The sequence below is a fragment of the Burkholderia sp. AU31624 genome (genome assembly GCF_020420065.1).
Lineage (GTDB): Bacteria > Pseudomonadota > Gammaproteobacteria > Burkholderiales > Burkholderiaceae > Burkholderia.
In genome coordinates, this window is record NZ_JAIZRT010000009.1 from 315,906 (window position 1) to 342,613 (window position 26,708).

20 protein-coding genes and 1 pseudogene are annotated in these 26,708 nt (G+C 66.2%); 15 read left to right on the forward strand and 6 right to left on the reverse strand.

All coding sequences use genetic code 11. The features are described 5' to 3' along the window. Nucleotides 1-84: 84 nt before the first annotated feature. Nucleotides 85-1,836: an IlvD/Edd family dehydratase gene (locus LGM89_RS30300; RefSeq protein WP_069252773.1), complete on the reverse strand. Its 1,752-nt coding sequence runs from the start codon at nucleotides 1,834-1,836 to the stop codon at nucleotides 85-87. 114 nt (nucleotides 1,837-1,950) lie between these two features. Here LGM89_RS30300 and LGM89_RS30305 point away from each other — a divergent pair, with 114 nt between their 5' ends. Then, on the forward strand, nucleotides 1,951-2,901 hold the full coding sequence (locus LGM89_RS30305; RefSeq protein ID WP_226274867.1) for a LysR substrate-binding domain-containing protein: 951 nt from the start codon (nucleotides 1,951-1,953) through the stop codon (nucleotides 2,899-2,901). A gap of 24 nt (nucleotides 2,902-2,925) precedes the next feature. Here the strand turns inward: LGM89_RS30305 and LGM89_RS30310 are convergent, their stop codons facing one another. Beyond that, on the reverse strand, nucleotides 2,926-3,402 hold the full coding sequence (locus tag LGM89_RS30310) for an OsmC family protein (RefSeq protein ID WP_226274868.1): 477 nt from the start codon (nucleotides 3,400-3,402) through the stop codon (nucleotides 2,926-2,928). Between the two features lie 131 nt (nucleotides 3,403-3,533). Between LGM89_RS30310 and LGM89_RS30315 the strand changes: the two genes are divergently transcribed. After that, nucleotides 3,534-4,175, forward strand: a complete 642-nt coding sequence (locus LGM89_RS30315; RefSeq protein ID WP_226274869.1) for a GntR family transcriptional regulator — start codon at nucleotides 3,534-3,536, stop codon at nucleotides 4,173-4,175. Between the two features lie 183 nt (nucleotides 4,176-4,358). On the opposite strand, the gene LGM89_RS30320 is transcribed toward LGM89_RS30315, so the two are convergent. Further along, complete coding sequence (locus LGM89_RS30320; RefSeq protein ID WP_226207210.1) at nucleotides 4,359-5,399, reverse strand: LacI family DNA-binding transcriptional regulator; 1,041 nt, start codon at nucleotides 5,397-5,399, stop codon at nucleotides 4,359-4,361. Between the two features lie 189 nt (nucleotides 5,400-5,588). Between LGM89_RS30320 and LGM89_RS30325 the strand changes: the two genes are divergently transcribed. From LGM89_RS30325 to LGM89_RS30350, 6 genes are all read left to right on the forward strand, one after another. Then, entirely contained in the window at nucleotides 5,589-6,737 is a 1,149-nt protein-coding gene (locus LGM89_RS30325; protein WP_226274870.1) for an ABC transporter ATP-binding protein, read from the forward strand. A gap of 9 nt (nucleotides 6,738-6,746) precedes the next feature. Continuing rightward, a complete protein-coding gene (locus LGM89_RS30330) occupies nucleotides 6,747-8,732 on the forward strand; it encodes a beta-galactosidase (RefSeq protein WP_226274871.1) in 1,986 nt (661 codons plus the stop codon). Between the two features lie 63 nt (nucleotides 8,733-8,795). After that, on the forward strand, nucleotides 8,796-10,055 hold the full coding sequence (locus LGM89_RS30335; RefSeq protein ID WP_226274872.1) for an ABC transporter substrate-binding protein: 1,260 nt from the start codon (nucleotides 8,796-8,798) through the stop codon (nucleotides 10,053-10,055). A 54-nt stretch (nucleotides 10,056-10,109) separates the two neighbouring features. After that, the gene (locus tag LGM89_RS30340) at nucleotides 10,110-11,063 is read left to right on the forward strand and encodes a carbohydrate ABC transporter permease (RefSeq protein WP_226274873.1); all 954 of its coding nucleotides are present in this window, start codon (nucleotides 10,110-10,112) and stop codon (nucleotides 11,061-11,063) included. A gap of 17 nt (nucleotides 11,064-11,080) precedes the next feature. Beyond that, nucleotides 11,081-11,932 (forward strand): carbohydrate ABC transporter permease, encoded by an 852-nt coding sequence (locus LGM89_RS30345; RefSeq protein ID WP_226274874.1) that lies wholly within the window; start codon nucleotides 11,081-11,083, stop codon nucleotides 11,930-11,932. 396 nt (nucleotides 11,933-12,328) lie between these two features. Continuing rightward, a complete protein-coding gene (locus LGM89_RS30350; RefSeq protein ID WP_226274875.1) occupies nucleotides 12,329-13,288 on the forward strand; it encodes a hypothetical protein in 960 nt (319 codons plus the stop codon). 331 nt (nucleotides 13,289-13,619) lie between these two features. On the opposite strand, the gene LGM89_RS30355 is transcribed toward LGM89_RS30350, so the two are convergent. The 3 genes and pseudogenes from LGM89_RS30355 to glcC form a co-directional block, all read right to left on the reverse strand. Next, nucleotides 13,620-14,690, reverse strand: a complete 1,071-nt coding sequence (locus LGM89_RS30355) for a S1 family peptidase (RefSeq protein ID WP_226274876.1) — start codon at nucleotides 14,688-14,690, stop codon at nucleotides 13,620-13,622. Between the two features lie 181 nt (nucleotides 14,691-14,871). Beyond that, nucleotides 14,872-15,321: pseudogene (locus LGM89_RS30360) on the reverse strand (DUF6306 domain-containing protein); the annotation flags it as partial. A 274-nt stretch (nucleotides 15,322-15,595) separates the two neighbouring features. Then, entirely contained in the window at nucleotides 15,596-16,366 is a 771-nt protein-coding gene (glcC, locus tag LGM89_RS30365) for a transcriptional regulator GlcC (protein ID WP_226274903.1), read from the reverse strand. 222 nt (nucleotides 16,367-16,588) lie between these two features. On the opposite strand from glcC, the gene glcD reads away from it, so the two are divergent. The 7 genes from glcD (at nucleotide 16,589) to LGM89_RS30400 (ending at nucleotide 26,698) form a co-directional block, all read left to right on the forward strand. Further along, nucleotides 16,589-18,088, forward strand: coding sequence for a glycolate oxidase subunit GlcD (gene glcD, locus LGM89_RS30370; protein WP_226274878.1), 1,500 nt, complete (start codon nucleotides 16,589-16,591; stop codon nucleotides 18,086-18,088). After that, complete coding sequence (gene glcE / locus LGM89_RS30375; protein ID WP_226274879.1) at nucleotides 18,088-19,164, forward strand: glycolate oxidase subunit GlcE; 1,077 nt, start codon at nucleotides 18,088-18,090, stop codon at nucleotides 19,162-19,164. Before glcD ends, glcE begins: the two co-directional genes overlap by 1 nt. 23 nt (nucleotides 19,165-19,187) lie before the next feature. Continuing rightward, the gene (glcF, locus tag LGM89_RS30380; protein WP_226274880.1) at nucleotides 19,188-20,408 is read left to right on the forward strand and encodes a glycolate oxidase subunit GlcF; all 1,221 of its coding nucleotides are present in this window, start codon (nucleotides 19,188-19,190) and stop codon (nucleotides 20,406-20,408) included. A gap of 20 nt (nucleotides 20,409-20,428) precedes the next feature. After that, nucleotides 20,429-20,833 carry a GlcG/HbpS family heme-binding protein gene (locus tag LGM89_RS30385; RefSeq protein ID WP_089443739.1) on the forward strand — a complete coding sequence of 135 codons (405 nt, stop codon included), beginning with the start codon at nucleotides 20,429-20,431 and terminating at the stop codon, nucleotides 20,831-20,833. 42 nt (nucleotides 20,834-20,875) lie between these two features. Next, a complete protein-coding gene (locus LGM89_RS30390; RefSeq protein ID WP_226274881.1) occupies nucleotides 20,876-23,050 on the forward strand; it encodes a malate synthase G in 2,175 nt (724 codons plus the stop codon). Between the two features lie 530 nt (nucleotides 23,051-23,580). Further along, complete coding sequence (locus tag LGM89_RS30395) at nucleotides 23,581-25,143, forward strand: sensor domain-containing diguanylate cyclase (protein WP_175239549.1); 1,563 nt, start codon at nucleotides 23,581-23,583, stop codon at nucleotides 25,141-25,143. A gap of 169 nt (nucleotides 25,144-25,312) precedes the next feature. Then, nucleotides 25,313-26,698 carry a cache domain-containing protein gene (locus LGM89_RS30400; protein ID WP_226274882.1) on the forward strand — a complete coding sequence of 462 codons (1,386 nt, stop codon included), beginning with the start codon at nucleotides 25,313-25,315 and terminating at the stop codon, nucleotides 26,696-26,698. Nucleotides 26,699-26,708 lie beyond the last annotated feature (10 nt).

The window sequence follows — 26,708 nt, forward strand, 5'->3', positions numbered from 1 at the left end:
CCTCGGTGACGACCGGCCGTCATGCGTTTACGGTTTCACGTTGCGCGGGCCGTGAGAGCCCGCAACCGGCTGCCGCGCAGCCGCTCAATGCGAATGGCTCGGTACCTCCGCGCCGCGCGTACCGACCAGGAAGTCGAGGTCGCACCCCTCGTCGGCCTGCAGCACGTGATCGATGTACAGCCGTGCGTAGCCGCCCTTGCCGAGCTGGCCGGCCACGCCCGGCGCCGCGGTCGGATCGACGTCCGACAGGCGGCGCTGCAGTTCGTCATCCGTAATGTCGAGATGCAGCGTGCCGGCCTCGCAGTCGAGCTCGATCCAGTCGCCGTTGCGCACGGCCGCGAGCGGCCCGCCGGCGGCGGCTTCCGGCGCGACGTGCAGCACGACCGTGCCGTACGCGGTGCCGCTCATCCGCGCGTCGGAAATCCGCACCATGTCCTTCACGCCCTGACGCAGCAGCTTCGGCGGCAGCCCCATGTTGCCGACCTCGGCCATCCCCGGATACCCGCGCGGCCCGCAGTTCTTCAGCACCATCACCGAGCTTGCGTCGATGTCGAGCGCCTCGTCGTTGATCGTCGCCTTGTAGTGGTCGAGGTTCTCGAACACCACCGCGCGGCCGCGATGCTTGAGCAGCTCGGGGCTCGCCGCCGACGGCTTCAGCACCGCGCCGCGCGGCGCGAGATTGCCGCGCAGGATGCGGATGCCGCCGTCCGCGATCAGCGGCCGGTCGAGCGGGCGGATCACTTCGTCGTCGTAGTTCGGCGCTTCGCGCACGTTGTCCCACAGCGACTTGCCGTTCACCGTCAGCGCATCCGGGTTCGGCAGCAGCCCGCCTTCGCCGAGCCGGCGCAGCACCGCCGGCAGCCCGCCCGCGTAATAGAACTCTTCCATCAGGAAGCGCCCCGACGGCATCAGGTCGACGATCGTCGGCGTGTCGCGGCCGATGCGCATCCAGTCTTCCAGTTCGAGCGGCACGCCGATGCGGCCCGCGATCGCCTTCAGGTGGATCACCGCGTTGGTCGAGCCGCCGATCGCCGCATTCGCGCGGATCGCGTTCTCGAACGCCGCACGCGTGAGGATCTTCGACAGCACGAGCCCTTCGAGCGCCATCTCGACGATGCGGATGCCGGACATGTGCGCGAGCACGTAGCGGCGCGAATCGACGGCGGGAATCGCCGCGTTGTGCGGCAGCGCGACGCCGAGCGCCTCGGCCATGCACGCCATCGTCGACGCGGTGCCCATCGTGTTGCAGGTGCCGGCCGAGCGCGACATCCCGGCTTCGGCCGACAGGAAGTGATGGACGTCGATCTCGCCGGCCTTCAGCGCTTCGTGCAGTTGCCACACGGCGGTGCCGGAGCCGATGTTCTTGCCTTCGAGCTTGCCATTCAGCATCGGGCCGCCCGACACGACGATCGCCGGCACGTCGCAGCTCGCCGCGCCCATCAGCAGCGCGGGCGTCGTCTTGTCACAGCCGGCCAGCAGCACGACCGCGTCGATCGGGTTGCCGCGGATCGCCTCCTCGACGTCCATCGACGCGAGGTTGCGCGTGAGCATCGCCGACGGGCGCAGGTTCGATTCGCCGTTCGAGAACACCGGGAACTCGACCGGGAAGCCGCCCGCCTCGGAGATCCCGCGCTTCACGTGCTCGGCGAGCTTGCGGAAGTGCGCGTTGCACGGCGTCAGTTCGGACCACGTATTGCAGATGCCGATGATCGGCCGGCCGTCGAACTCGTGATCGGGAATGCCCTGGTTCTTCATCCAGCTCCGGTACATGAAGCCGTTCTTGTCGTTCGTGCCGAACCATTGGGTGGAGCGCAGCCTGGGTTTCGTTGCCGACATCGTCAGTCCTGTGGTGACGGGATACCGGCGCAGTCTAGGCAGAATTTTGATAACTGGCTAATGACGTTTTTGGCGATTACGATATCGATTCCGATATCGATATAAACCCGTACGATGCCCGAAGCCAGCCCGTGGGGAAACCGTGGCCGCCTGAAGACGCGCCAGCTTCTGCTGGTCGTCGCGCTCGCCGACGAAGGCAGCATTCACCGCGCGGCGGCCGCGCTGAACATGACGCAGCCGGCCGCGTCGAAGCTGCTGCGCGAACTCGAGGAATCGATCGGCGCGGTTCTGTTCGAGCGCCTGCCGCGCGGGATGCGGCCGACGCTCTACGGCGACGCGCTGATCCGCCACGCGCGCGCGGCGCTGGGCAGCCTCGACCAGGCGCACGAGGAGCTGGCTGCGCTGAAGGCCGGCCATCTCGGGCACGTGGCGGTGGGGGCGATCACGTCACCGGGCCTGCGGCTCGTGCCGCCGGCCGTCGCCGCGGTGAAGGGCACGCATGCCGGCTTGCACGTGTCGGTCGAGATCGACACCAGCAACGTGCTGCTCGAACATCTCGCACAGGAAAAAATCGACATCGTGATCGGCCGGCTCTCCGCCGAACACGACAAGCTGCGGCTGCGCTACGAGCCGCTGACCGGCGAGTCGGTCGCCGCGGTCGTGCGGCCCGGCCATCCGCTGCTCGCGCAAGCGCCGCTGTCCCTCGCGGACGTGCAGCGCGCCGCGTGGGTCGTGCCGCCGGCCGGCAGCGTGCTGCGCCACCGCTTCGATCTCGTGTTCCAGCGCGCGAGCCTTGCGCCGCCGGCGAATCTCGTCGAGACGTCCGCGCTGCTGTTCATCACGCAGCTGCTCGAACAGAGCGACATGATCGCGGTGCTGGCCGAGGACGTCGCGCGTTACTACGCGAGGCACGGGATCGTCACGGTGCTGCCGCTGGAGATGGATTGCCGGATGGACGATTTCGGGATCATCACGCGCACCGACCGGCTGCATTCGCCGGCCGTCGCGATGATGGCCGATGCGATTCGCGCGGCGGCGGGGGAGGTTTACGGTGTCGCGCTGTGACGTCGCCGCGGCGGTTCCAGTCGACTACGCGGCGGCGAACTCGATCACCGGTTCGCAGCGGATCGGGAAGTTGACCGAGTTCGCGATATAGCACTTCGCGTGCGCGTCATGATGCAGATGTGCCGCCCGTTCGCGATCGTCGCCGGCCTGGATCGTCACATGCGGGCGCAGCACGATTTCCGTGAAGCGGCCTTCATCGGCACTGTCGACCATCGTGCCTTCCGCGTTGTCGACATACGCAAGCACGCGAATACCCGCTTCCGAGCACAAATGCAGGTACCAGAGCTTGTGGCACGCCGATGCCGAAGCCAGCAACAGGTCTTCCGGATTCCAGCGCGCGGCGTCGCCGCGAAACGCCGCGTCGGACGAACCGGGAATAGCCGGCTTGGAACCGGCCCGGATCAGATGATCGCGCCCGTACTCGCGATACCCCGACGTGCCGGTGCCGCGATTGCCCGTCCACTCTACTGCGACGCGATACGTGTGTTCGCCAGATGCCATCTCGCTCTCCATTGATGTGGGTGGCTTCGGCCGGGCCGGATGTCGTTTTGCGAAGCCCGCCTGCGTTCGTCATTTTGGCACCGGATTCTCGTTTGGTATACCATTATTCCAAATTGACGGAACATGCAGGCATGGAAGCCAAACTCGATTCCACGGCGGATGCGGTCGCCGCCTCGTTGCGGGACATGATCATCAACGGCGAGCTGGAAGCCGGCGAGCGGCTCGTCGAGCGCGACCTCGCCGACCGGTTCGGCATCAGCCGGATTCCGATGCGCGAGGCGATCCAGCGCCTGGAGCGCGAAGGCTTGCTGGACATCTTCAGGAATCGCGGCGCCGTCGTGCGCATGCTGAGCGCGTCGGACGTGCAGGAAATCTACGACCTGCGCGCGCTGCTCGAAGGCGACGCAATCTACCGGAGCGTGAAGCGGCTCGACGACGAGACGCTCGCACGCGCCGAACTCGTCCATCGTTTGCTCGGCGATGCGGCCGTGCCGCGCCGGCAGGGCGAACTGAACCGCGAATTCCACGCGCTGCTGTATTCGTGCTGCGGCAACGCGCGGCAGTTGAAGACGATCGCGGAGCTGCGCAGCCAGGTTGAACGGTACGAGCGCCTGCAGGCCACGCTGCTCGCCGATACGCCGTCGTTCCAGGTCGAGCACGAGGAGATCCTGCAGGCGTGCCGCGAACGCAATGCGCGCGCGGCGCGCTCGATGACGGTCGCGCATCTGGAATCAGCTAGAAGCATCGTGATGCGGCTCGTCGAAGGCGGGTGAGGACGGCGGTGCGTTTGCCGCTTACCGCTTACCGCTTACCGCTTACCGCTTACCGCTTACCGCTTACCGCTCGCCGCTCGCCGCTCGCCGCTCGCCGTGTGCCGTTTGCCAAGGCGAGCGCCACCCGACGCCGGGTCGCAACGATCACGACAGCGACCTCAACCTACTCGCCGCCGCCACGCATCAAACCGAAGGCGTCGCGCCCCCGCCCGCCACACGCCCGGTCGTCCCCCGCACCACCAGCCTCGGTCGCGGCGCGGTCCGCACGCACGGTGCCGCGTCGCGCTGACCACCCGCCTCGCGCAGCGCATTGAGCAGTTCGACCGCGAGCCCGGCGGCCTCGGCGGTCGGGATCGCGACGGTCGTCAGCGTGGGCCGCGTGTCGCTCGCCAGGTGAATGTCGGTGATCCCGACGATCGACAGATCATCGGGCACACGCCGGCCCCGATCGGCCGCCGCATGCATCGCGCCGATCGCCGGCAGGTCGTTGGTCGCGACCAGCGCGGTCAACCGCGGGTGCGCATCGAGCAGCCGCCCCGCCGCGCGCACGCCGCCTTCGATCGAATCGGGCTCGGCCTCGACGATCGACGCATCGAGCCCCGCTTCGCGCATCACGTCGACGAAGCCGTCGTAGCGCGCCGCCTGCACGCCGCTCGCCGACCCGCCGACGATCACGCCGATGCGCTCGTGGCCCAGTTCGAGCAAGTGCCGCGTCGCGATCCGCCCCGCCTCGCGGAAATCGATCGCCACGCACGGCAATCCATCGGGCGGCGCCTCCGGCCGCTCCCACAGACACAGCACGACCGGCACGCCGCGTGCCGCCACGTCGCGCAGATCCGGCAGATGCAGGTTCGCATTCGTCACGAGAATGCCTTCGGAGATCGTGCCGGCGATCTGGTCGAGATACGCACGCCCCTGCAACGGATCTTCGTTCGTGTTGCAGACGATCAGGAACTGCCCGTTGCGCCGCACCGCACGCTCGACCGCCAGCGCGAACTCCGGGTAGAACGGGTTCGCGATGCTCGACACCATCAGCGCGACCGTCGGCGCACGCCCTTCCGCCAGCGCCCGCGCGGCGAGATGCGGCCGATACCCGAGCGCCGCCACGGCCTCCAGCACCCGCGCCCGCGTCGCCTCGCCCACCCGGCCGCGGTCGCGCAACACGTTCGACACGGTCGCGGCCGTCACGCCGGCACGGCGCGCCACTTCATCCAGGGTTGCCATCACTTGCTCACTATATGAGACGTCTATCCAGTATTTGCTTCGCTCACCGAAGCGGCGCACTATCGCCGCACACCCTGCCGCCCAACCGACGGGCGCGACTCGGCCGCGATCGCATCGCCTCTTTTTTTGATCGCGATGATTAAGCGCTTAATCAACGATTTAAGCGCATTAAAACATGGAGCGGAGACAATGGCGAGCATCTCGATGCGGCGCGTGCAGAAAGCCTATGGCGATCACGCGCCGGTCATTCGCGACGTCGATCTGGAGATCGGCGCGCACGAGTTCTGCGTGTTCCTCGGGCCGTCCGGATGCGGCAAGTCGACGTTGTTGCGGATGATCGCCGGGCTCGAGGATCTGAGCGCGGGCGAGCTGTCGATCGACGGCCGCCGCGTCGACGACGTGCCGGCCGCCGAACGCGGCGTCGCGATGGTGTTCCAGAGCTACGCGCTGTTTCCGCACATGACGGTCTACGAGAACATGGCGTTCGGGCTGAAGCTCGCGCGCGTGCCGAAGGCCGAGATCGACCGCAAGGTGCGCGATGCCGCGCGCATCCTGCAGCTCGACACGCTGCTCGATCGCAAGCCGAAGGCGCTGTCGGGCGGACAGCGGCAGCGCGTCGCGATTGGCCGCGCGATCGTGCGCGAGCCCGGCGTATTCCTGTTCGACGAGCCGCTGTCGAATCTCGACGCCGCGCTGCGCGGCCAGACCCGCATCGAAATCGCGAAGCTGCACCGGCAGTTCGAACGCGCGAGCGTCGTCTACGTGACGCACGATCAGACCGAAGCGATGACGCTCGCCGACAAGATCGTGCTGCTGCACGCCGGCGCCGATACCGCTCAGCACGGCAGCATCGCGCAGGTCGGTGCGCCGCTCGACCTCTACCACCACCCGGCGAGCCGCTTCGTCGCGGGCTTCATCGGTTCGCCGCGCATGAACTTCCTGCCGGCCGTCGTGACCGCCTGCGATGCGCATCGCACGACCGTCACGCTCACGCCGTCCGGCGAAACCTTCGTACTGCCACGTGACGGCTCGGCGCTCGGCGCGGGCGCCACCGTGACGCTCGGCATTCGCCCCGAACACCTGACGCTCGGCGCCGAACACGACGCGACGGCGCTCGCACGCGACGTCGCACTCGTCGAACGCCTCGGCGAACAGACCTACGTGCATCTCGACCAGCCCGGCGGCCACTCGCTCATCGCGAAGGTGCCGGGCGACGCACAAGTGCGCAGCGGCGAACGCGTGCGCGTGCATGCGCCGGCCGCGGCCTGCCATCTTTTCACCGAAGACGGCCGCGCGGTGCCCGCGTGCGCCGACGTCCACGTTCACCACTACGCATAAGGATCGGGCATGCGCCTCGGAGTCTGTTACTACCCGGAACACTGGCCGGAAACGATGTGGGCCGACGATGCCCGCAGGATGAAAGCGCTCGGCATCGAGCAGGTGCGGATCGCCGAATTCGCGTGGAGCCGCATCGAGCCGTCGCCGGGCGAATACGACTGGGGCTGGCTCGATCGCGCGGTCGACGTGCTCGGCGCGGCCGGCCTCGAGATCGTGATGTGCACGCCGACGGCGACGCCGCCGAAATGGCTGGTCGATCGCCACCCCGACATCCTCGCGATCGGCGCGGACGGCCGGCCGCGCGCGTTCGGCTCGCGCCGCCACTACGACTTCTCGTCGCCGACCTATCTCGAAGCGTCGCGCCAGATCTGCACGGCGGTCGCCGAACGCTACGGCCGCCACCCGGCCGTGCGCTACTGGCAGACCGACAACGAGCTGGGCTGCCACCAGACCGTCGTCAGCTACTCGCCGGCCGCGCTCGTGCGTTTCCGTGCGTGGCTGAAGGCACGCTACGGCACGATCGACGCGCTGAACCGCGCGTGGGGCACCGTGTTCTGGAGCATGGAGTATCGCCATTTCGATGAAGTCGATGCGCCTGTCGGCACCGTGACCGAGGCTCACCCGTCGCACCGCCTCGACTACCGGCGCTTCGCGTCGGACGAAGTCGCGCGCTATCACCGGATGCAGGTCGACGTGATCCGCGCACATTCGCCCGGCCGCCCGGTCGCGCACAACTTCATGCAGCTGTTCACCGAGTTCGATCACTACGAAGTCGCGCGCGACCTCGACATCGCGACCTGGGACAGCTACCCGCTCGGCGCGCTCGAGGAGCAATGGTTCGCACCCGACGTGAAAGCGCGCTGGCTGCGCACCGGCCATCCGGATTTCGCGTCGTTCAATCACGACCTCTATCGCGGCATGTCGAAGCTGCCGTTCTGGGTGATGGAGCAGCAGCCCGGGCCCGTGAACTGGGCGCAATGGAACCCCGCGCCGCTGCCGGGCATGGTGCGCCTGTGGAGCTGGGAAGCGTTCGCGCACGGCGCCGGCTGCGTATCGTACTTCCGCTGGCGGCAGGCGCCGTTCGCGCAGGAGCAGATGCATGCGGGCCTCCACACCCCCGATGACAAGCTCGACGAAGGCGGCCGCGAGGCGCAACGCGTCGCGCAAGAGATCGCGGCCGTGCACGACGCCGGCGCGGATGCGGACGGCACCGTGCGCGCTCCCGTCGCGCTGGTCTTCGATTACGAAGCGAAGTGGCTGTTCGAAGTGCAGCCGCAGGGCGCCGATTTCCATTACCCGCGCTTCGCGTTCGAGTACTACTCGGCGCTGCGCTCGCTCGGCCTCGACGTCGACATCGTGTCCGCGCACGCGCCGCTCGACGGCTACCGCCTCGTCGTCGTGCCGCCGCTGCCGGTCGTCCCGAACGATTTCGCCTCGCGGCTCGCCGCCTCCGGCGCGCATGTCGTGCTCGGCCCGCGCACCGGTTCGAAGACCGTCGACCTGCAGATCCCGCCGACGCTGCCGCCCGGCCCGCTCGCGTCGATCCTGCCGGTGCGCGTATGGCGCGTCGAATCGCTGCGGCCGAACGTGACCGAGCGGATCGACGGCACGCTGCGCGACGGCTCGCCGCTCGCAGGCAACGCACGCCACTGGCGCGACTTCGTCGAACTGCACGACGACACGCACAGCGTCGTGCGTGCACGCTTCGCCGACGGTCACCCGGCCTGCGTATCGCACGGCACGCTGCACTACTGGGCCGCGCTGTTCGACGACGCGACCACCACCCGGCTGTTCGCCGATGTCGCGGCCGAAGCCGGCCTCGCGCCCGCGCCGCTCGGCGACGGCGTACGCGTAAGCCGGCGCGGCGGCCTGACCTACGTTTTCAACTATGGCGACGCACCGCACACGATCGACGCGGTGCCGCCGTCGGCGTTCGTGCTCGGCACGGCGCAAGTCGGGCCGCAAGACGTGGCCGTGTATCGAAGCCGTTCGTAGCAACCGCGACCGGCGCCACGACGCGCCGGTCACGCACAACGACACCCAGGACTGGAGACACGTATGACCCATCGCCCCCTTCGCACCGCCGCCCGGCTCGCCACGGCCGCCGCTGTCGCACTGGCATCGCTCGGCATGACGACGCCCGCCGATGCCGGCACGCTGACGATCAACATCGCGTTCAAGGGCGCCAGCCAGCGCGCGGTCTGGCAGTCGACGCTCGACGCGTTCCGCAAGGCGCATCCCGACATCGACGTGAAGGCGACCTTCGTCGACGAGGAAGCGTACAAGGTGCAGCTCCCTTCCTGGCTCACGACCGTCGCACCGGACGTCGTGAACTGGCACGCCGGTGAACGGATGGCGTACTACGCGAAGCGCGGGCTGTTCGAGGACCTGAGCGGCGACTGGACGAAGAACGGCTGGGGCACGATGTACGCGTCGACGCGCGACGCATCCTCGTACAACGGCAAGCAGTACGCGGCGCCGACCGTCTACTACTCGTGGGGGCTGTTCTACCGCAAGGACCTGTTCCACAAGGTCGGCATCGCCGACGAGCCGAAGACGTGGGACCAGTTTCTCGACGCGTGCAAGAAGCTGAAAGCGGCCGGCATCACGCCGATCGCGGTCGGCGGCCGCGACGCGTGGACCCTCGCCGGCTGGTTCGACTATCTCGACCTGCGCGTGAACGGCAACGTGTTTCACCAGCAACTGATGGCCGGCGACGTGCCGTACACCGACCCGCGCGTGAAGAAGGTCTACACGACGTGGAAATCGCTGATCGACGCGGGCTACTTCATCGACAACGCGCTGTCCTACGATCTCGACGGCGCGCAGCCGTTCCTGTTCCAGGGCAAGGCCGCGATGATGCTGATGGGCACCTTCATCGCGGCGGGCTTTCCGCCGAACGTGAAGCAGGAAATGGGCTACTACCGCTTCCCGATCATCGACCCGAAGGTGCCGACCGCCGAGGACGGCCCGGTCGAATCGCTGCACATCCCGACGAAGGCGAAGAACAAGGCCGACGCGCACACGTTCCTCGCGTTCGTCGAAACGCCCGAGATGGGCGCGAAGCTCGCGGAGGGGCTCGGCTCGCTGTCGGCCAACAGCAAGTCGCCGGAGCCGGCCGATCCGATCTCGCGTATCGGCTTCCGGATCCTCGCCGACACGAAGGGCGGCGTCGCGCAGTTCTACGACCGCGACATGACGAAGGAAATGGCCGACGAGGGGATGAAGGGGATGCAGCAGTTCCTCGCGAATCCCGCGCAGCTCGATACGGTGCTCGCGCAACTCGAACAGACCCGCAAGCGCATCTACAAGAAGTGACCACGTGACCCAACCGGCGGCCTCGTGCCGCCGTGCCCGTTCAGGAGGCTTGCCGTGTCCAGTCCGATCACGTCCCCCCCGCCCGCCGGCGCGGGCGCCGCGCCGCCGCCGCGCGGTGCATCCGCCGCCACCGCGGTGCCCGCGCGTCGCCCGTCGCCTGCCGTGCGGCGCCAACAGCGCGCCGCATGGCTCTTTCTCGCTCCGGCTTGCGCGATGGTGGCCGTCTATGTGATCTGGCCGATCCTGTCGACGCTGTGGCTGAGCCTGTACAACTGGGACGGGATGACCGAGCGCACCTTCGTCGGTGTCGCGAACTACGTCGAACTGCTGCATGCGCCGACGTTCTACACCGCGCTGCGCAACAACGTGATCTGGCTCGCGCTCTTCATGCTCGCGCCGCCGCTCGGCCTCGCGCTCGCGCTGTACCTGAACCAGGCGGTAGCCGGCATCCGGCTCGTGAAGTCGCTGTTCTTCGCGCCGTTCGTGCTGTCCGGCGTGGTCGTCGGGCTGATCTTCTCGTGGTTCTACGATCCGACGTTCGGCCTGCTCGCGCTGATCGCCGGACACGGCATCCCGGTGCTCGGCGATGCGCGCTATGCGACGTTCGGCATCGTGTTCGCCGCGCTGTGGCCGCAGACCGCATACTGCATGATCCTGTACCTCACCGGCCTCACGTCGCTCAACCCGGAACAGATCGAAGCCGCCCGGATGGAAGGCGCGCGCGGCTTCGCGCTGCTGTGGCACGTGGTGCTGCCGCAACTGCGGCCGACCACTTTCATGGCGATCGTCGTCACGGTGATCGGCGCGCTGCGCAGCTTCGACCTGATCTCGGTGATGACGAGCGGCGGCCCGTTCGAAAGCTCGACCGTGCTCGCGTATTACATGTACGACCAGGCGATCAAGTACTACCGGCTCGGCTATTCCGCGTCGATTGCGGTCGTGCTGTTCGCGTTCATGCTCGTCTACATCGTGTTCCAGTTGCGCCGCCTGCTGCGCAACGAGCAATAACCTGACCGGTGGCCATCATGTTTCCGACTCCCGTTGCCCAATGGAAGCCTGTGTCGCGCAGGCTGTACAAGCTGTCGCTGCCGGTTGCGCTGCTGATCTGGCTGCTGCCGATGATCGCCGTGTTCATCACGTCGGTGCGCTCGACCGAGGAACTGGTCGAAGGCCACTACTGGGGCTGGCCACGACACTTCTCGATGATCGGGAACTATCGCGACGCGCTGACGACGTCGCCGATGCTGCATTACTTCTGGAACAGCGTGCAGATCACGGTGCCTTCCGTTGTCGGGTCGATTGCGCTCGCAGCGATGGCAGGCTTTGCGCTGGCGACCTACAAGTTTCGCGGGAGTACAGCGCTGTTCGGGACGTTCGTTGCCGGTAACTTCGTGCCGGTGCAGGTGTTGATGATTCCGGTGCGGGACTTGTCGCTGCGGCTCGGCGTGTTCAATACGGTCGAGGCGCTGATTCTGTTTCATGTCGCGTTTCAGACCGGGTTCTGTACGCTGTTTCTGCGCAACTTCATCAAGCAGTTGCCGTTCGAACTGATCGAGGCGGCAAGGATCGAAGGGGCGGGGGAATGGACGGTGTTTTACCGGATCGTGCTGCCGTTGATTCGGCCCGCGCTGGCCGCGCTCGCGATTCTCGTTTTTACGTTCGTGTGGAATGACTACTTCTGGGCGCTGTGTCTCACGCAAGGGGATGAGGCTGCGCCGATTACGGCAGGCGTGGCCGCGTTGAAGGGGCAATGGACGACGTCGTGGAATCTCGTCTCGGCCGGGTCGATTCTAGCGGCGTTGCCGTCCGTCGCGATGTTCTTCGCGATGCAGAAGCATTTCGTGGCGGGGCTGACGTTTGGTGCGACAAAAGGTTAAGCACGCAACCACGCTTATTCGTATCTCCCCCTCCGCATCGTGAGGTTGCCCGCTTCGGCGGGCTTTTTTAGCTTTCGTCGAACGGCGAGTGCACAGCAAAGGCCGTCTGCATTCGGCTGGAGCGATCAGTCGACAGACACACTCAATGCGGAATCTCGTGAAAACAGTGAAGTCCCTTCAGGACAATGATCTCAAAAAATTGGTGTAAACCTGTGTGCCATAACACGAGTTCATCGCCGTGACGACGCTTCCTCGGCAGCACCAATGGCAACTGCTTTCTAACATTCACGCCTAGCCATCAGACCGCGAACCACCAATTGATTCGGCACACCACCCATATCTGCCCCTGAATTTACGGTATGCTTTCATCATACTAATCTGCTGCGGGGAGACCATATGGGTACCAGAATGTTATCCGCGTTAGACGCTACGGGAACTGAAATCACAACGGACGAACGAGCGCGTGGACAGGGAACCGAACCATTCAGATGCGTCGGTTGCGGCATAGGCGTCTCACATGTTCCCGCCCATCCAAAGGAGCGTGACGGCAAACCATACTTGGTGCATGCGTTTTACCGGCTGAAACCCAATACAACCCATCAAGAAACGTGTAAGTTTTCCGTCGAACAAAAAGTGTCGGCTATAGCCGCACGCTCCGACGGACTGCTCGAATCGCTGAAGAAAGGAAAGTACCGCTTTCGACTACTGACTATCGATCACGAGCCAGAGCCCACTTCCGGAAAGAGCAGTACGAAGGAGTCCAAGCATACGAAGCCGCCTCGGGCAACGAGTACGGAATTCGAGGAGTCGAACACACGACGGCTCGCCACGTACCTCAGCACAGCAAAACGAATCCTTCAACTTCGTGCAGCTTGCGACGCGGATGCAAGCATCGCAGATTCACTGGAGCTGGTATTTTCGGGTCAATCGGTCGGTTGGCCGGATTTCTACTACGAGACAGAACAATTCCTTGCGGCATTCCGATGGGCGGGCAATATCGCGAATCCATTCCCCATCGCACTGCAAGGTCAAGTGCGAAATGTTGTCCCGCGAGAAACACGCTCGGGCACATATCACATTATCAATCTCAAGAGTGCAAAGGCTGTAGCGCTGGCCAACGATCAGCGAATCGGCGAAACCTGTCAAGCTGCGATCTGGAGCCGAGAGGCAGCTTGGGTCAAACGCTTCAACGAAAATGACGAGATACTAGCGTTCGGACACTGGGAGCATGCAATGAGACAGCCCACACCACAGCCCCCCAAATCGATTGCCAAGTTTCGTCTGTTCCTAAACCGGCAGCTGACGATGAGACTGATTTTTCCCACACAACTAGCAAAGCTTTCTGATGTGGATTAGACGTGACGATACTCAGCACATTGAGCAAATAATGACCTGTCGCTGCATGGGGTGCCTGGCAGCAAATAAAAAAGAGCCGCATCAGCGGCTCTTGACTATCACGACACAACAAAGCTTTAGTGGCAAAAAGCGACAAACGGCTGCCTGCGATTCACGCGGGTACGAAAACCACAAAACTTTGACGGGACGCGATCGCGATAGCTACTGGCACGATCATCCAATAGCACCTCTAGTACTATGCCGCCATGCTCGTGTCGAGGTACAACGGTTACAGCGCCTTTGGGTGCGTGAAGCTCACTCAAGAGCGCTGCCGCCGCTTGGGAAGCATTCATCATAGTCCTGTAGCTAATGTGGCACCAAAATGCGCCAAAACGTCTTGCAAGGGTAATGCTAGGGTTATAGACCCGTCACCAGCGAACAGCAACCCGACCGCTGCAGTTCCGTCTTCGGTAACGATGAGCGATCCAGAGTCGCCTCGATCGGAGAACGCCCCGGCGCGCCCTTCAACCACCCACGCGTTTTCAAAGTAGACTTGAGACTGCAGGCCCAGTTCGGCGACCGACACACCAACAGGGATCGGGCCAGCCAGCTTGCCAACAACCCTTCCGTGCGTCAACCCCGTCGTTCGTCCGACTTTTTTTACCTCCAAGTTGTCGGCCATGGGTACGACGTTCGGTGGCGTATCGTAGAACGTTCCTTGATACGACGAAACGTTGGCCACATCCTTCAAGGAAAAAATTGAAGCATCCAAGTTGGCAGCCGTGGGTACGTTGTCTGGAGTTCCAAACTGCATAGGGCAGGATCGAGCGAAATGGCCAATCGTAAAGGGATCAATGAATCCCGCACGAATATCAATCGATCCAGGAGCAACTATCGGATGGTCGAGATCAGAGTAATTGCACTGACCAGCGACATGGTTATTACTTAACCCAAATAAAACCGCTTGATTTGCAACATTAATAATCGCGCCAAGCGTTCCAGCGCCGGTGCGCCCCCCAGGGAAAATAGAGCTGCCGCATGTATATTTACCGGCTGCTGTCCGATACGCAGGACTCGGGGCAAGGGAAGTCGGTACCGGGCCAATCTGTCCGATCGTTCCCTGGAAATAAGCAACCTCAACGTCGGCAATACGCTTCGGGAGTTTCGCATCAATAGTTTTTGTGAAACCTCGGTTAAGGTAGACCCGGATTTGCCGGTCCGCTTCGTTATATGCCACTAGCGTCACACGTCGAGCGAATACTGCTTTTTGTACCGCTTGACTTTCGATATCAAATGCTTGAGCAACCGCTCTGACAACAACGGGATCAATGGCAGTATCCGTTGGTCCCAACTGTGCACTGAACAAACGGTGCTCTACCGCCCAAATTTTAAAGGCCACAGCTGCATCGCGTACGCTCGCCATTCTGACCCCGTATTCTTTGATATTTGGTACACAAGTATATGGTGAACAGACAATTTAGAGTGTGTTCGATACAAGGGAAGTGAACTTTAATTTCATCGGACCGCCGCAGTTGACGGGATCGTTAGAGGTGAAAAGCTACTTCAATTGAAATCCGCGAAGTACGCTATTCGTGGCACTGCAGCTACGCCGCCCCCGGTCCAGCGCTATTACCCTTGATCCGCAGCAATGCATCAATCGACCCAATATTCCTCTCATGCGCCACGAGCATCTGCGTGAGCGCGTGGTGCATGTCGGGCTGCGCAAGCGTCGGCAGTAACGCCTGCAACTTCCGCACGACCCGGCGCTGCCCGCAATTCAAGAACGCCAGCCGCTCCGGCAGATCCTCGATCGCCATCGCCTTCTCATAGAACGCCCCGGTAGCATGCGTCGGCGTCGCATCGAGCGACCGAATCGCGTCGACCAGCACCGCGCACCAGTGCGCCTCATCCTGGCGAATCCCGGCCACGAACCGATGAAGTTCGGGATCGTCGATTTCCGCCACGGTCTCCGACGCAACCCGCGCACCTGCGCGCTCGGCCTCCAGCAGCTCATTCAGCAACACAAGTAACACGTCGCGCTGCGCATCAGCGAATTCTTCCGCTGCTTTGGCGGGGCGGGCGTCGTGCCCGTCGTCGTGGGTCCGGTTCGACATGCGATGTCCTCCGTTCAGGAAGCGTGGCGCACCGATTTGCCCGGCGTGGTTCCGTCAGGCACTACACACACGACGGCGTCCACACATCACGGCAGGCAGCAGCGGGGGCCACACGAAGAATGGCTCACAGTCTGACATGGCCCTGTGACACGCGTCTCCAGCCGACCCACTGTGCATGATGCGCATCAAGACACACCGCCACGCACAGCCGACCTCAAGTCCACCCTTCGAGCCTCAACGTCGATCGCACCAGCCGCTGCTCCTCCTGCTCGATCTCCCGCAGATACTCGACGCACTGACGAATATGCTCGCTCGCCGCCTTGCGCGCCTGATCGGGCAACCGCCCCGTCACCGCGTTATAGAGCCGCGCATGCTGACGATCGATCTGCTTCTTCAGCGGCTCGCGATGATAAAGATTGTTCACGGACGCAAACACCGAACTCAGCAACAAATCCGTCAACGACTGCAGCGTATTCACGAGCACCGGGTTATGCGACGCCTCACAGATCGCAAGATGAAACGCGTGATCGAGCTTCGCGCGCGCGGCCGGGTCGAGATCCTGCGCATCGGCCGCGGTCATCTCCTCATAGCGGCGCTTGATCAGGATGAAATCGGCCGGCGTCCCACGCAGCGCCGCGAGCCGCGCGGCCTCCGTCTCGAGCATCCCGCGCACCTCGAACAGATCGTACAGCGTGCGCGGCTGCGAGCCGAGCAGATGCATCATCGGCGTGATTTCGCGTTGCGGGGTCAGGCTCGCCACGAACGAGCCCTTGCCGTGCGTGGTGTCGATGATCCCGCGCGCACGCAGCAGCTTCATCCCTTCACGCACGGCCGTGCGCGACACGCCGAGCTTCTCGGTCAGCCGCCGTTCGGACGGCAATGCCTGCCCGGCCTTCAGCACGCCGTCGACGATCAGCTGCTCGATGCGCTCGGCAACGACGTCGGCCACGTTCCGCGCCGACCCCACTCGATCCTGCGTTTCCATACTGGTATGACCACTCCGGAAGGATATCGGCGATTTTCCCACAAACCCTTTTATCCATTCAGTTTTATGGCGACCGATACAGCAGATTTCCGGCCGCCTCATAAAAACTGGTATGACCACATTCGCCACGTCTGGACACGCGCGCGCCGCCCACCAAGAATCCCGTCCATCCGGCGCATCGCCCATCGCGGCCGCCGCATGAAGAAGACGGAGACAACCCCGATGAGTTTCATCTACGACGAACGGATCGACGGCCCACTCGCGACCGTCGGCCGCGACACACTCGTCGCCGCGCTGCACGCGGCGGCGCCCGGCCTCGACGTGCTGCACGAACGCGAGGCGCTCAAGCCGTTCGAATGCGACGGCCTCGCCGCGTACCGCACGGTGCCGCTCGCGGTCGTGCTGCCCGATACGGTCGAGCAGGTGCGCGCGGTGCTGCGCGTCGCGGCCGCGCTTGGCGTGCCGGTGGTCGCGCGCGGCGCGGGCACCGGGCTGTCGGGCGGCGCGATGCCGCTTGAGAAAGGCCTGCTGCTCGTGATGGCGAAGTTCAACCGAATTCTCGACATCGACCCCGATGCCGGCATCGCACGCGTACAGCCCGGCGTGCGCAACCTCGCGATCTCGCAGGCGGCCGCGCCCTACGGCCTCTACTACGCACCCGATCCGTCGTCGCAGATCGCCTGCTCGATCGGCGGCAACGTCGCCGAAAACGCGGGCGGCGTGCACTGCCTGAAATATGGCCTCACGGTACACAACATCCTGAAGGTCGAGATCCTGACGATCGACGGCGAGACGCTCACGCTCGGCGCCGATGCGCTCGACGCGCCCGGCTTCGACCTGCTCGCGCTGTTCACCGGCTCGGAAGGAATGCTCGGCATCGTCACGGAAGTCACCGTGAAGCTGCTGCCGAAGCCGCCGAGCGTGAAGGTGCTGATGGCGAGCTTCGACGACGTCGCGGAAGCCGGCGCGGCGGTCGCGCGAATCATCGGCGCAGGCGTGATCCCCGGCGGCCTCGAGATGATGGACAACCTCGCGATCCGCGCGGCGGAGGATTTCATCCACGCGGGCTACCCGGTCGACGCGCAGGCGATCCTGCTGTGCGAGCTCGACGGCTCGCCGACCGACGTCGACGAAGACGCCGAACGCGTCGCCGCGCTGCTGCGCGACGCGGGCGCAACCGAGATCCGCGTCGCACGCGACGAAGCCGAGCGCCAGCGCTTCTGGGCCGGCCGCAAGAACGCATTCCCGGCAGTCGGCCGCATGTCGCCGGACTATTACTGCATGGACGGCACGATCCCGCGCCGCGAGTTGCCGCGCGTGCTCGAAGGCATCGCCGCGCTGTCCGCCGAATACGGGCTGCCGGTCGCGAACGTATTCCACGCGGGCGACGGCAACATGCACCCGCTGATCCTGTTCGACGCGAACCGGCCCGGCGAACTCGACCGCGCGGAAGCGCTCGGCGGCAAGATTCTCGAGCTGTGCGTCGCGGCGGGCGGCAGCATCACCGGCGAGCATGGCGTCGGCCGCGAGAAGATCAACCAGATGTGCGTGCAGTTCAATGCCGACGAAATCACGTTCTTCCACGCGGTGAAGGCCGCGTTCGATCCGCAGGGCCTGCTCAATCCCGGCAAGAACATCCCGACGCTGCACCGCTGCGCCGAATTCGGCGCGATGCACGTCCATCACGGCAAGTTGCCGTTTCCCGAACTGGAGCGCTTCTGATGCGACGCGACATCGAATCGATCGACGACAGCGCGGCGCTCGTCGCGCAGGTCGACGCGGCGATCCACGATCGCCAGCCGCTGCACATCCGCGGCGCCGGCACGAAGGCGTTCCTCGGCCGCCCCGTCGAAGGCCGCACGCTCGACGTGCGCACGCATCGCGGCGTCGTGTCGTACGACCCGACCGAGCTCGTCGTCACCGCACGCGCGGGCACGCCGCTCGCCGATCTTGAAGCGATGCTCGACGCGGCCGGCCAGATGCTGCCGTGCGAGCCGCCGACGTTCGGCGGCACGGCAACGGTCGGTGGCATGTTCGCGGCGGCGCTGTCGGGCCCGCGCCGCCCGTGGGCCGGCGCGGTGCGCGACTTCGTGCTCGGCTGCCGCGTGATCACCGGCCACGCGAAGCACCTGCGCTTCGGCGGCGAGGTGATGAAGAACGTCGCGGGCTACGACGTCTCGCGGCTGCTCGCGGGCAGCTTCGGCTGTCTCGGCGTCGTGACCGAGGTGTCGTTGAAGGTGCTGCCGAAGCCGCGCGCGACGGGCGATCTCGCGTTACAGCTTGGCGTGGACGAAGCTGTGCAGCGCGTCGCCGCATGGCGTCGCGCGGGGCTGCCGCTCGCCGGCGCATGCCACGCGGACGGCGTGCTGCGCGTGCGGATCGAAGGCGGCGAGGGCTCGGTGAAAGCCGCGCGCGACACGATCGGCGGCGAGCGCATGGATGATCGCGACGATGCGTTCTGGGCTCGGCTGCGCGACCTGGCGCTGCCGTTCTTCGACGATCCGCGCCCGCTGTGGCGCGTGTCGGTGCCGGCCTCCGCACCGCTCGACGCCTTGCCCGGCGCGCAGCTCGTCGACTGGGGCGGCGCACAGCGCTGGCTGAAGAGCGATGCCGCGCCGGCCGACGTACAGCGGTTCGCCGCGCAGTGGGGCGGCCATGCAACCTGCTTCACGCCGGGCGCGACGCGCGAGCCGTTCCAGCCGCTGCCGGCGGCGCTGCTGCGCGTACACCGGCAGCTCAAGGCGCAGCTCGATCCACATGCGATTTTCAATCCCGGCCGCCTGTACGCCGAATTCTGACGCGACCCGATCCCGACCCGCCAATGCAAACCAATCTCAGCGAAGCAAGCAAGGCCCTCGCCCGGGCCGACGAAGCGGAAGCGATCCTGCGCGCGTGCGTGCACTGCGGCTTCTGCAACGCGACCTGCCCGACCTACCAGGTGCTCGGCAACGAGCTCGACGGGCCGCGCGGGCGCATCTACCTGATCAAGCAGCTGCTCGAAGGCGAGCCGTGCGGCGAGCGCACGCAGCAGCATCTCGACCGCTGCCTGACATGCCGCAACTGCGAGACGACCTGCCCGTCCGGCGTGCGCTATCACACGCTGCTCGACATCGGCCGCGCGGAAGCCGAGAAGCGCGCGCAGCGGCCCGCGCGCGAGCGCCTGCTGCGCGCGGGGCTGCGGCATGTCGTGCCGCGCCCGGCGACGTTCGCCGCGTTGCTGAAGGCCGGCCGCGCGCTGCGCCCGCTGCTGCCCGGCACGCTGCAGGACAAGATCCCGGCGGCAGTCCCCGCGGCCGCGCCGCGCCCGTCCGTGCGCCATGGACGGCGCGTGCTGATGCTCGAAGGCTGCGTGCAGCCGTCGCTGTCGCCGAACACCAATGCGGCGGCCGCGCGTGTGCTCGACCGGCTCGGCATCAGCGTCAGTCCGGCACGCGAAGCCGGCTGTTGCGGCGCGACCGAATATCACCTGAACGCGCAGGAGGCCGGCCTCGCCCGCGCACGCCGCAACATCGACGCCTGGTGGCCCGCGATCGAAGCCGGCGCGGAAGCGATCGTGCTGACGGCGAGCGGCTGCGGCGCCTTCGTCAAGGAATACGGCGACCTGCTGCGCTCCGACCCCGTCTATGCGGAGAAGGCGCAACGCGTCAGCGCGCTCGCGCGCGATCTGGCCGAAGTGATCGCGGCCGAGCCGCTCGACACGCTGGCCGGGTCGACGCCACGCCGCATCGCGGTGCATTGCCCGTGCACGCTGCAGCACGCGCAGCGCCTCGGCGGCGCGGTCGAGCGCATCCTGACGCGGCTCGGCTTCGATCTGACGAATGTCGCCGACGGCCATCTGTGCTGCGGCTCGGCCGGCACGTATTCGCTGACACAGCCCGAACTCGCGACGAAACTGCGTGACAACCGGCTCGACGCGCTCGAAGCCGCGCGGCCGAACCTGATTGTCACGGCCAACGTCGGCTGCCAGACTCACCTGAACGGCGCGGGCCGCACGCCCGTGCGCCACTGGATCGAGCTCGTCGACAACCACCTCGTCAACTGACCGGATTCCGGAGGATTGCCATGCAGACGAAACCCGAACTCGAACTCGCCGATGCCGACCGCATGCTCGCCGCCGCCCGCGCGGAAGCGGAGCGCCACGGCTGGGCCGTGTCGATCGCCGTCGTCGATGACGGCGGCCACCTGCTCGCCTTTGCGCGCCTGGACGGTGCCTCGCCGGCCAGCACGTATATCGCGCAGGACAAGGCGCGCGCGGCGGCGCTCGGCCGGCGCGAGACGAAGGCGTATGAGGATATGATCAACGGTGGCCGCACCGCGTTTCTCAGCGCGCCGCTGACGGGATTGCTCGAAGGCGGCGTGCCCGTCACGGTCGGCGGCCGGATCGCGGGCGCGATCGGCGTGTCTGGCGTAAAGTCCGAACAGGACGCGCAGATCGCCCGCGCCGGCACACAAAGCGTCGCAGCGTAACCAGCCAAGCCGCGCGCGATTTTTTCCCCGGGAGGATTAACGATGATCGACCAAGCAGGACTGCAAGTCGCGCCAGCGCTGAGCCAGTTCATTGAAAACGAAGCGCTGCCGGGCACCGGCATCGACAAGGCCGCGTTCTGGAGCGGTTTCTCGGCCCTGGTGCACGATCTGGCGCCCCGCAACCGCGAGCTGCTCGCGGAACGCGACCGCCTGCAGCAGGAACTCGACACCTGGCACCGCGCGCACCCCGGCCCCGTGCGCGACCACGCCGCGTATCGCGCGTTCCTCGAACAGATCGGCTACCTCGTGCCGGTCCCGTCGAACGTCGCGGCAGCCACCGCGAACGTCGACAGCGAGATCGCCACGCAGGCCGGCCCGCAGCTCGTCGTGCCGCTGTCGAACGCGCGCTACGCGCTGAACGCCGCGAACGCCCGCTGGGGCAGCCTGTACGACGCGCTGTACGGCACCGATGCGCTGCCTGAAGACGGCGGCGCCGAACGCACCACGGCCTACAACCCGACGCGCGGCCAGCGCGTGATCGACTACGCGCGCAACGTGCTCGACAACGCGGCGCCGCTCGCGAGCGGCTCGCACCGCGACGCGCTGCGCTACCGCGTGCAGGACGGCCAGCTCGCCGTCGAAACCGCGAAGGGCGTCGTGGGTCTCGCGCAGCCGGCGCAGTTCGTCGGCTACCAGGGCGCGGCCGACGCGCCGTCCGCGATCCTGCTGAAGCACAACGGCCTGCACCTCGAGATCCAGATCGACGCGTCGACGCCGATCGGCCGTGCCGATCTCGCGAACGTGAAGGACGTCGTGCTCGAAGCCGCGGTCAGCACGATCATCGACTGCGAGGATTCGGTCGCGGCGGTGGACGCGGAAGACAAGGTCCAGCTCTACCGCAACTGGCTCGGCCTGATGCAGGGCACGCTGGTCGAGGAAGTCGCGAAGGGCGGCAAGACCTTCACGCGCCGCCTGAACGCCGATCGCGAGTACACCACGCCCGCCGGCGGCACGCTGTCGCTGCACGGCCGCTCGCTGCTGTTCGTGCGCAACGTCGGCCACCTGATGACCAACGGCGCGGTGCTCGACCGCGACGGCAACGAGATTCCGGAAGGGATCCTCGACGGCGTCGTCACGGTGCTGTGCTCGCTGCACGACCTGAAGGCGAAGCGCAACTCGCGCACCGGCTCGATCTACATCGTGAAGCCGAAGATGCACGGCCCGGTCGAAGTCGCGTTCGCCGATACGCTGTTCGCGCGCATCGAGGATCTGTACAACCTGCCGCGCAACACGCTGAAGATGGGCATCATGGACGAGGAGCGCCGCACCAGCGTGAACCTCGCCGCATGTATCGCCGCGGCCGCCGCACGCGTGGCGTTCATCAACACCGGCTTCCTCGATCGCACCGGCGACGAGATGCACACCGCGATGGAAGCGGGCCCGATGATCCGCAAGGGCGACATGAAGTCGTCGGCGTGGATCCAGTCGTACGAGCGCAACAACGTGCTCGCGGGCCTGTCGGCCGGCCTGCGTGGCCGCGCGCAGATCGGCAAGGGCATGTGGGCGATGCCCGACCTGATGCACGCGATGCTCGAGCAGAAGATCGCGCATCCGCGCGCCGGCGCGAACACCGCATGGGTGCCGTCGCCGACCGCCGCGACGCTCCACGCGCTGCACTACCACCTCGTCGACGTGCAGGCCGTCCAGCAGGAACTCGAGAAGACACCGTACGCCAGCGAACGCGACGCGCTGCTCGAAGGCTTGCTGACCGTGCCGGTCGTCGAGCGCGCCGCGTGGAGCGAGGCCGAGATCCTGAGCGAAGTCGAGAACAACGCGCAGGGCATCCTCGGCTACGTCGTGCGCTGGGTCGAACAGGGCGTCGGCTGCTCGAAGGTGCCCGACATCCACGACGTCGGCCTGATGGAAGACCGCGCCACGCTGCGCATCTCGAGCCAGCACATCGCGAACTGGCTGCGCCACGGCGTGATCACCGAGGCATTCGTGCTCGACGTGTTCAAGCGGATGGCGCGCGTCGTCGACCAGCAAAACGCCGGCGACCCGAACTATCGCCCGATGGCGCCCGGCTACGACCAGTCGACCGCGTTCAAGGCCGCGTGCGCGCTCGCGCTGCAGGGCACGTCGCAGCCGAGCGGCTATACCGAGCCGCTGCTGCACCGGTTCCGCCTCGCGTTCAAGGCGCAACAGCACGGCGGTTAAGCGCGGGCGTGCTTCACGAAACGGGCGGCCGCCACGGCCGCCCGTTTTTCATTTTCGCGTTCGCCCGGCCGTTGAAACGAATAATCGGCACATATCGTCTGCCTTCATTTTTCGCCTGCGTGTGCCGTTATCCGGAGAGAATCGGCGGCTGCATGCCGCGCGCCACGGCCCTTCATGCCGCAAAGCCTTGCGCTGGAACGCGCTGCCCGATATTCGCCAGCCCGGGAATTCGCTGAAATTTGATCCGGATCAATGGCCCCCAACATTTTCCGCGCACGCGGACGCGCGCGTTATACTCCGTTGAATTCGCGTTGCCCGATTCGTCGGATCGTTGAATCGGCGCAGATGTCACCAGTGAATGCTTGATTTACCGGTATATCTGGCCGCGATTACCGATAATCGGCGTCCAATTTCCCCGCCGGCCGGCAGGAAGGCGTCGGAATGGTCGCGTACCGGATCGCCGCCGACACGTCATACGAACAATCGCATCGGCCCGCCTCCCGGCGGCAATGCCCACCGATCCACCGACCATGGCAGAAACCGACTACGCAATGCCCAGCGAATCCGGCCTGACGAGCCGTGTCGCCGTTCATCTGCGCCGGTTCCTGCTGCCCCACCTGATCTTCTATACCGGGCTGCTGATCGCGCTGGTCCTGCTGCTCCTGTGCGGGATCGTGCTGTACGAAGGCCGCATCGATGCACGCGAACGCTCGATCGCGATGCAGCAGAACCTGGCGCTGATGGCGTCGTGGGACATCGAGCGCAACATCGAGATCTATTCGCTGTCGCTGCAGGCCGTCGTCGAGGGAGAGAACGACCCCGAGGTCGTCAAGCTGCCGATGCCGCTGCGCCGCCAGGTGCTGTTCGACCGTGCGACGACCGCCAAGTACCTCGGCGGGATCTACGTGCTCGACGCGAAGGGCGACATCGAGGTCGACGGCAAGAGCGACGTGCCGCGCAAGGCCAACTTCAGCAACGAGCCGTACTTCGTCGTGCACCGCGATCATCCCGACGCCGGCCTGTACGTCAGCCCGCCGTATCACTCGCGGCTGCGCGGCGGCTCGCCGAGCATCGCGCTCAGCCGGCGGATCACGAAGCCCGACGGCGCGTTCGGCGGCGTCGCCGTGATGTCGATCCGGCTCGAATATTTCCAGAACCTGTTCTCGCGCCTGTCGCTGGGCGATCGCGGCTCGATCGCGCTGATCAACACGGACGGCAGGATGCTCGCGCGCGAGCCGTACGACCCGAAGATCGTCGGCCGCGACATCAGCCACGCCAGCACGTTCCGGCGGTTCATGACCGCCAATGAAGGCAGCTTCGCCGACACCGCGTCGATCGACGGCGTGCGGCGCCTGTACGTGTTCCGGCACCTCGAGAACCTGCCGCTCATCATCATGGTCGCGCGCTCGGAAGCCGATACCTACGCCGCGTGGTACGACCGTGCGATTCCGATCGGCTCCGCGATGGTCGCGCTCGCGATCGGCTTCGTCGGCCTGTCGCTGCTGCTGGACGTGCAGCTGCGCAAGCGCCACCGCGCGGAAACCGAACTGCAGGCGCTCGCGCGCACCGACGGCCTCACGGGCCTCGACAACCGCCGGATGCTCGACGTCACGCTCGCGCGCGAATGGCGCCGTGCCGCGCGCTCGCAGCACGCGCTGTCGCTGCTGTTCATCGACGTCGATTACTTCAAGCGCTACAACGACACGCAAGGGCACCAGGCCGGCGACGACGCGCTTGCCGCGGTCGGCCACTGCATCGCCGGCTGCCTGCGCCGCCCGGCCGATTACGCGGCACGCTACGGCGGCGAGGAATTCGTCGTGGTGCTGCCCGACATCGACACGGACGGCGCGGTGACGATCGCCGAAACGATCCGCACCGGCATCCTCGATCTCGGCATCCGGCACGACGCCGGCACGTCCGGCCGCCTGACGGTGAGCATCGGTGTGACGACCAGCTATCCCGAACACGACGACGACATGCAGGGCGCGCTGAAGCTGGCCGACGACGCGCTGTATCGCGCGAAGGAAGGCGGGCGCAACCGCATCGTCGTGCACCCGGCCGCTTCCGGCGGCCTCGCGGCGCGGCAGGCCTGAGCGGCCGGACACGCCACGCCGCCGAGCGATGGCCGAGCAAGGGCCGGACGGCCGCCGGGCCGCCGTCGCCGCCCGTGCGCAAAATCGCCGACAATGTCGCCTCGACATGCCGCCGCACGGCTGACGCACCCGGCCCGCCCGCGCGGGTGCACGGCTGCTTCGCACCACCATGAGACTCAAGGCAAAGATCTTCCTTCTGGCCATCGTGCCGTTCCTGCTCGCGATCGCCGGCATCGGCTTCGGCGTGCGCCAGCAGGCGACGTCCCTCGCGCACACGCAGCACGCGACGATCCAGGCCGCGTACCTGTCGAGCAAGGAAGTCGAGCTGAAGCACTACGTCGAGCTGGCGACGAGCGCGATCATGCCGCTCTACGACGCGAGCGGCCGCAACGCGCGCGACGACGCGCTGCTGCGCACGCAGGCGCTCGCGATGCTGCAGAAGATGGATTTCGGCCCCGACGGCTATTTCTTCGTGTACGACCTGCATGGCAATTCGCTGATGCATCCGCGCGAGCCCGAGCGCGTCGGCCACAACTACTGGTCGATGCGCGACCCGCAGGGCGCGCTGACGATCCAGAAGCTGATCGGCGCGGCGTCGAGCGGCGGCGGCTACGTGCGCTACGCATGGCAGCGACCGTCGACGGGCCGCGTCGCGCCGAAGCTCGGCTACGTCGTCGCGCTCGAGCGCTGGGGCTGGATGGTCGGCACCGGCATCTATCTCGACGACGTCGACACCGCGCTACAGCGCATCGACGCACGCGCATCCGCGAACATCGAGCGCACGATGAGCTGGCTGACCGCGATCGCGCTCACCGGCGCGGCGGCGATCGCCGTGTGCGCGCTGGTGCTGAACGTCAGCGAGTCGCGCAGCACCGACGCGAAGCTCAAGCTGCTCGCGCAGCGTGTCGTCGAATCGCAGGAGCAGGAGCGGGCGCGGCTGTCGCGCGAGCTGCATGACGGGATCAGCCAGATGATGGTGTCCGCGAAGCTGATGCTCGAATCCGCGCTCGCCCGCTTCGAACGCGGCGCGGCCCGCCTGCCCGAAGCCGAGCAGGCACTGGCATCGGGTGTCGGGCGGCTCGGCGACACGCTGCGCGAAGTGCGGCGCATCTCGCATGCGCTGCGTCCGTCGATGCTCGACGACCTCGGCCTCGCAGCTGCGCTCGAGCAACTGGTGCGCGAGCTCGGCGCCGAAAGCGGCATCGACATCGGCTATACGCAGGTCGCGCACAGCGGCACCCGGCCGCTGCCCGAAGCCGTCAACACCGCGCTGTTCCGGATCGCCCAGGAAGCGCTCAGCAACATCGTGCATCATGCGCAGGCGTCGCGCGCGGCCGTCACGCTCGACGTCGGCGCGCAATCCGTCCTGCTGACCATCGCCGACAACGGCTGCGGCTTCGACGCCGAACGCTCGCAAGCCGACGCGCGCCGCGGCATCGGCCTGCGCAACATGCGCGAGCGCCTCGACGCGCTCGGCGGCATGCTGACGATCACGTCGCAGGTCGGCCACACGATCGTCGCCGCGCGCGTGCCGCTGCCCGGCGCCGCGTCATGATGCGCCCCAT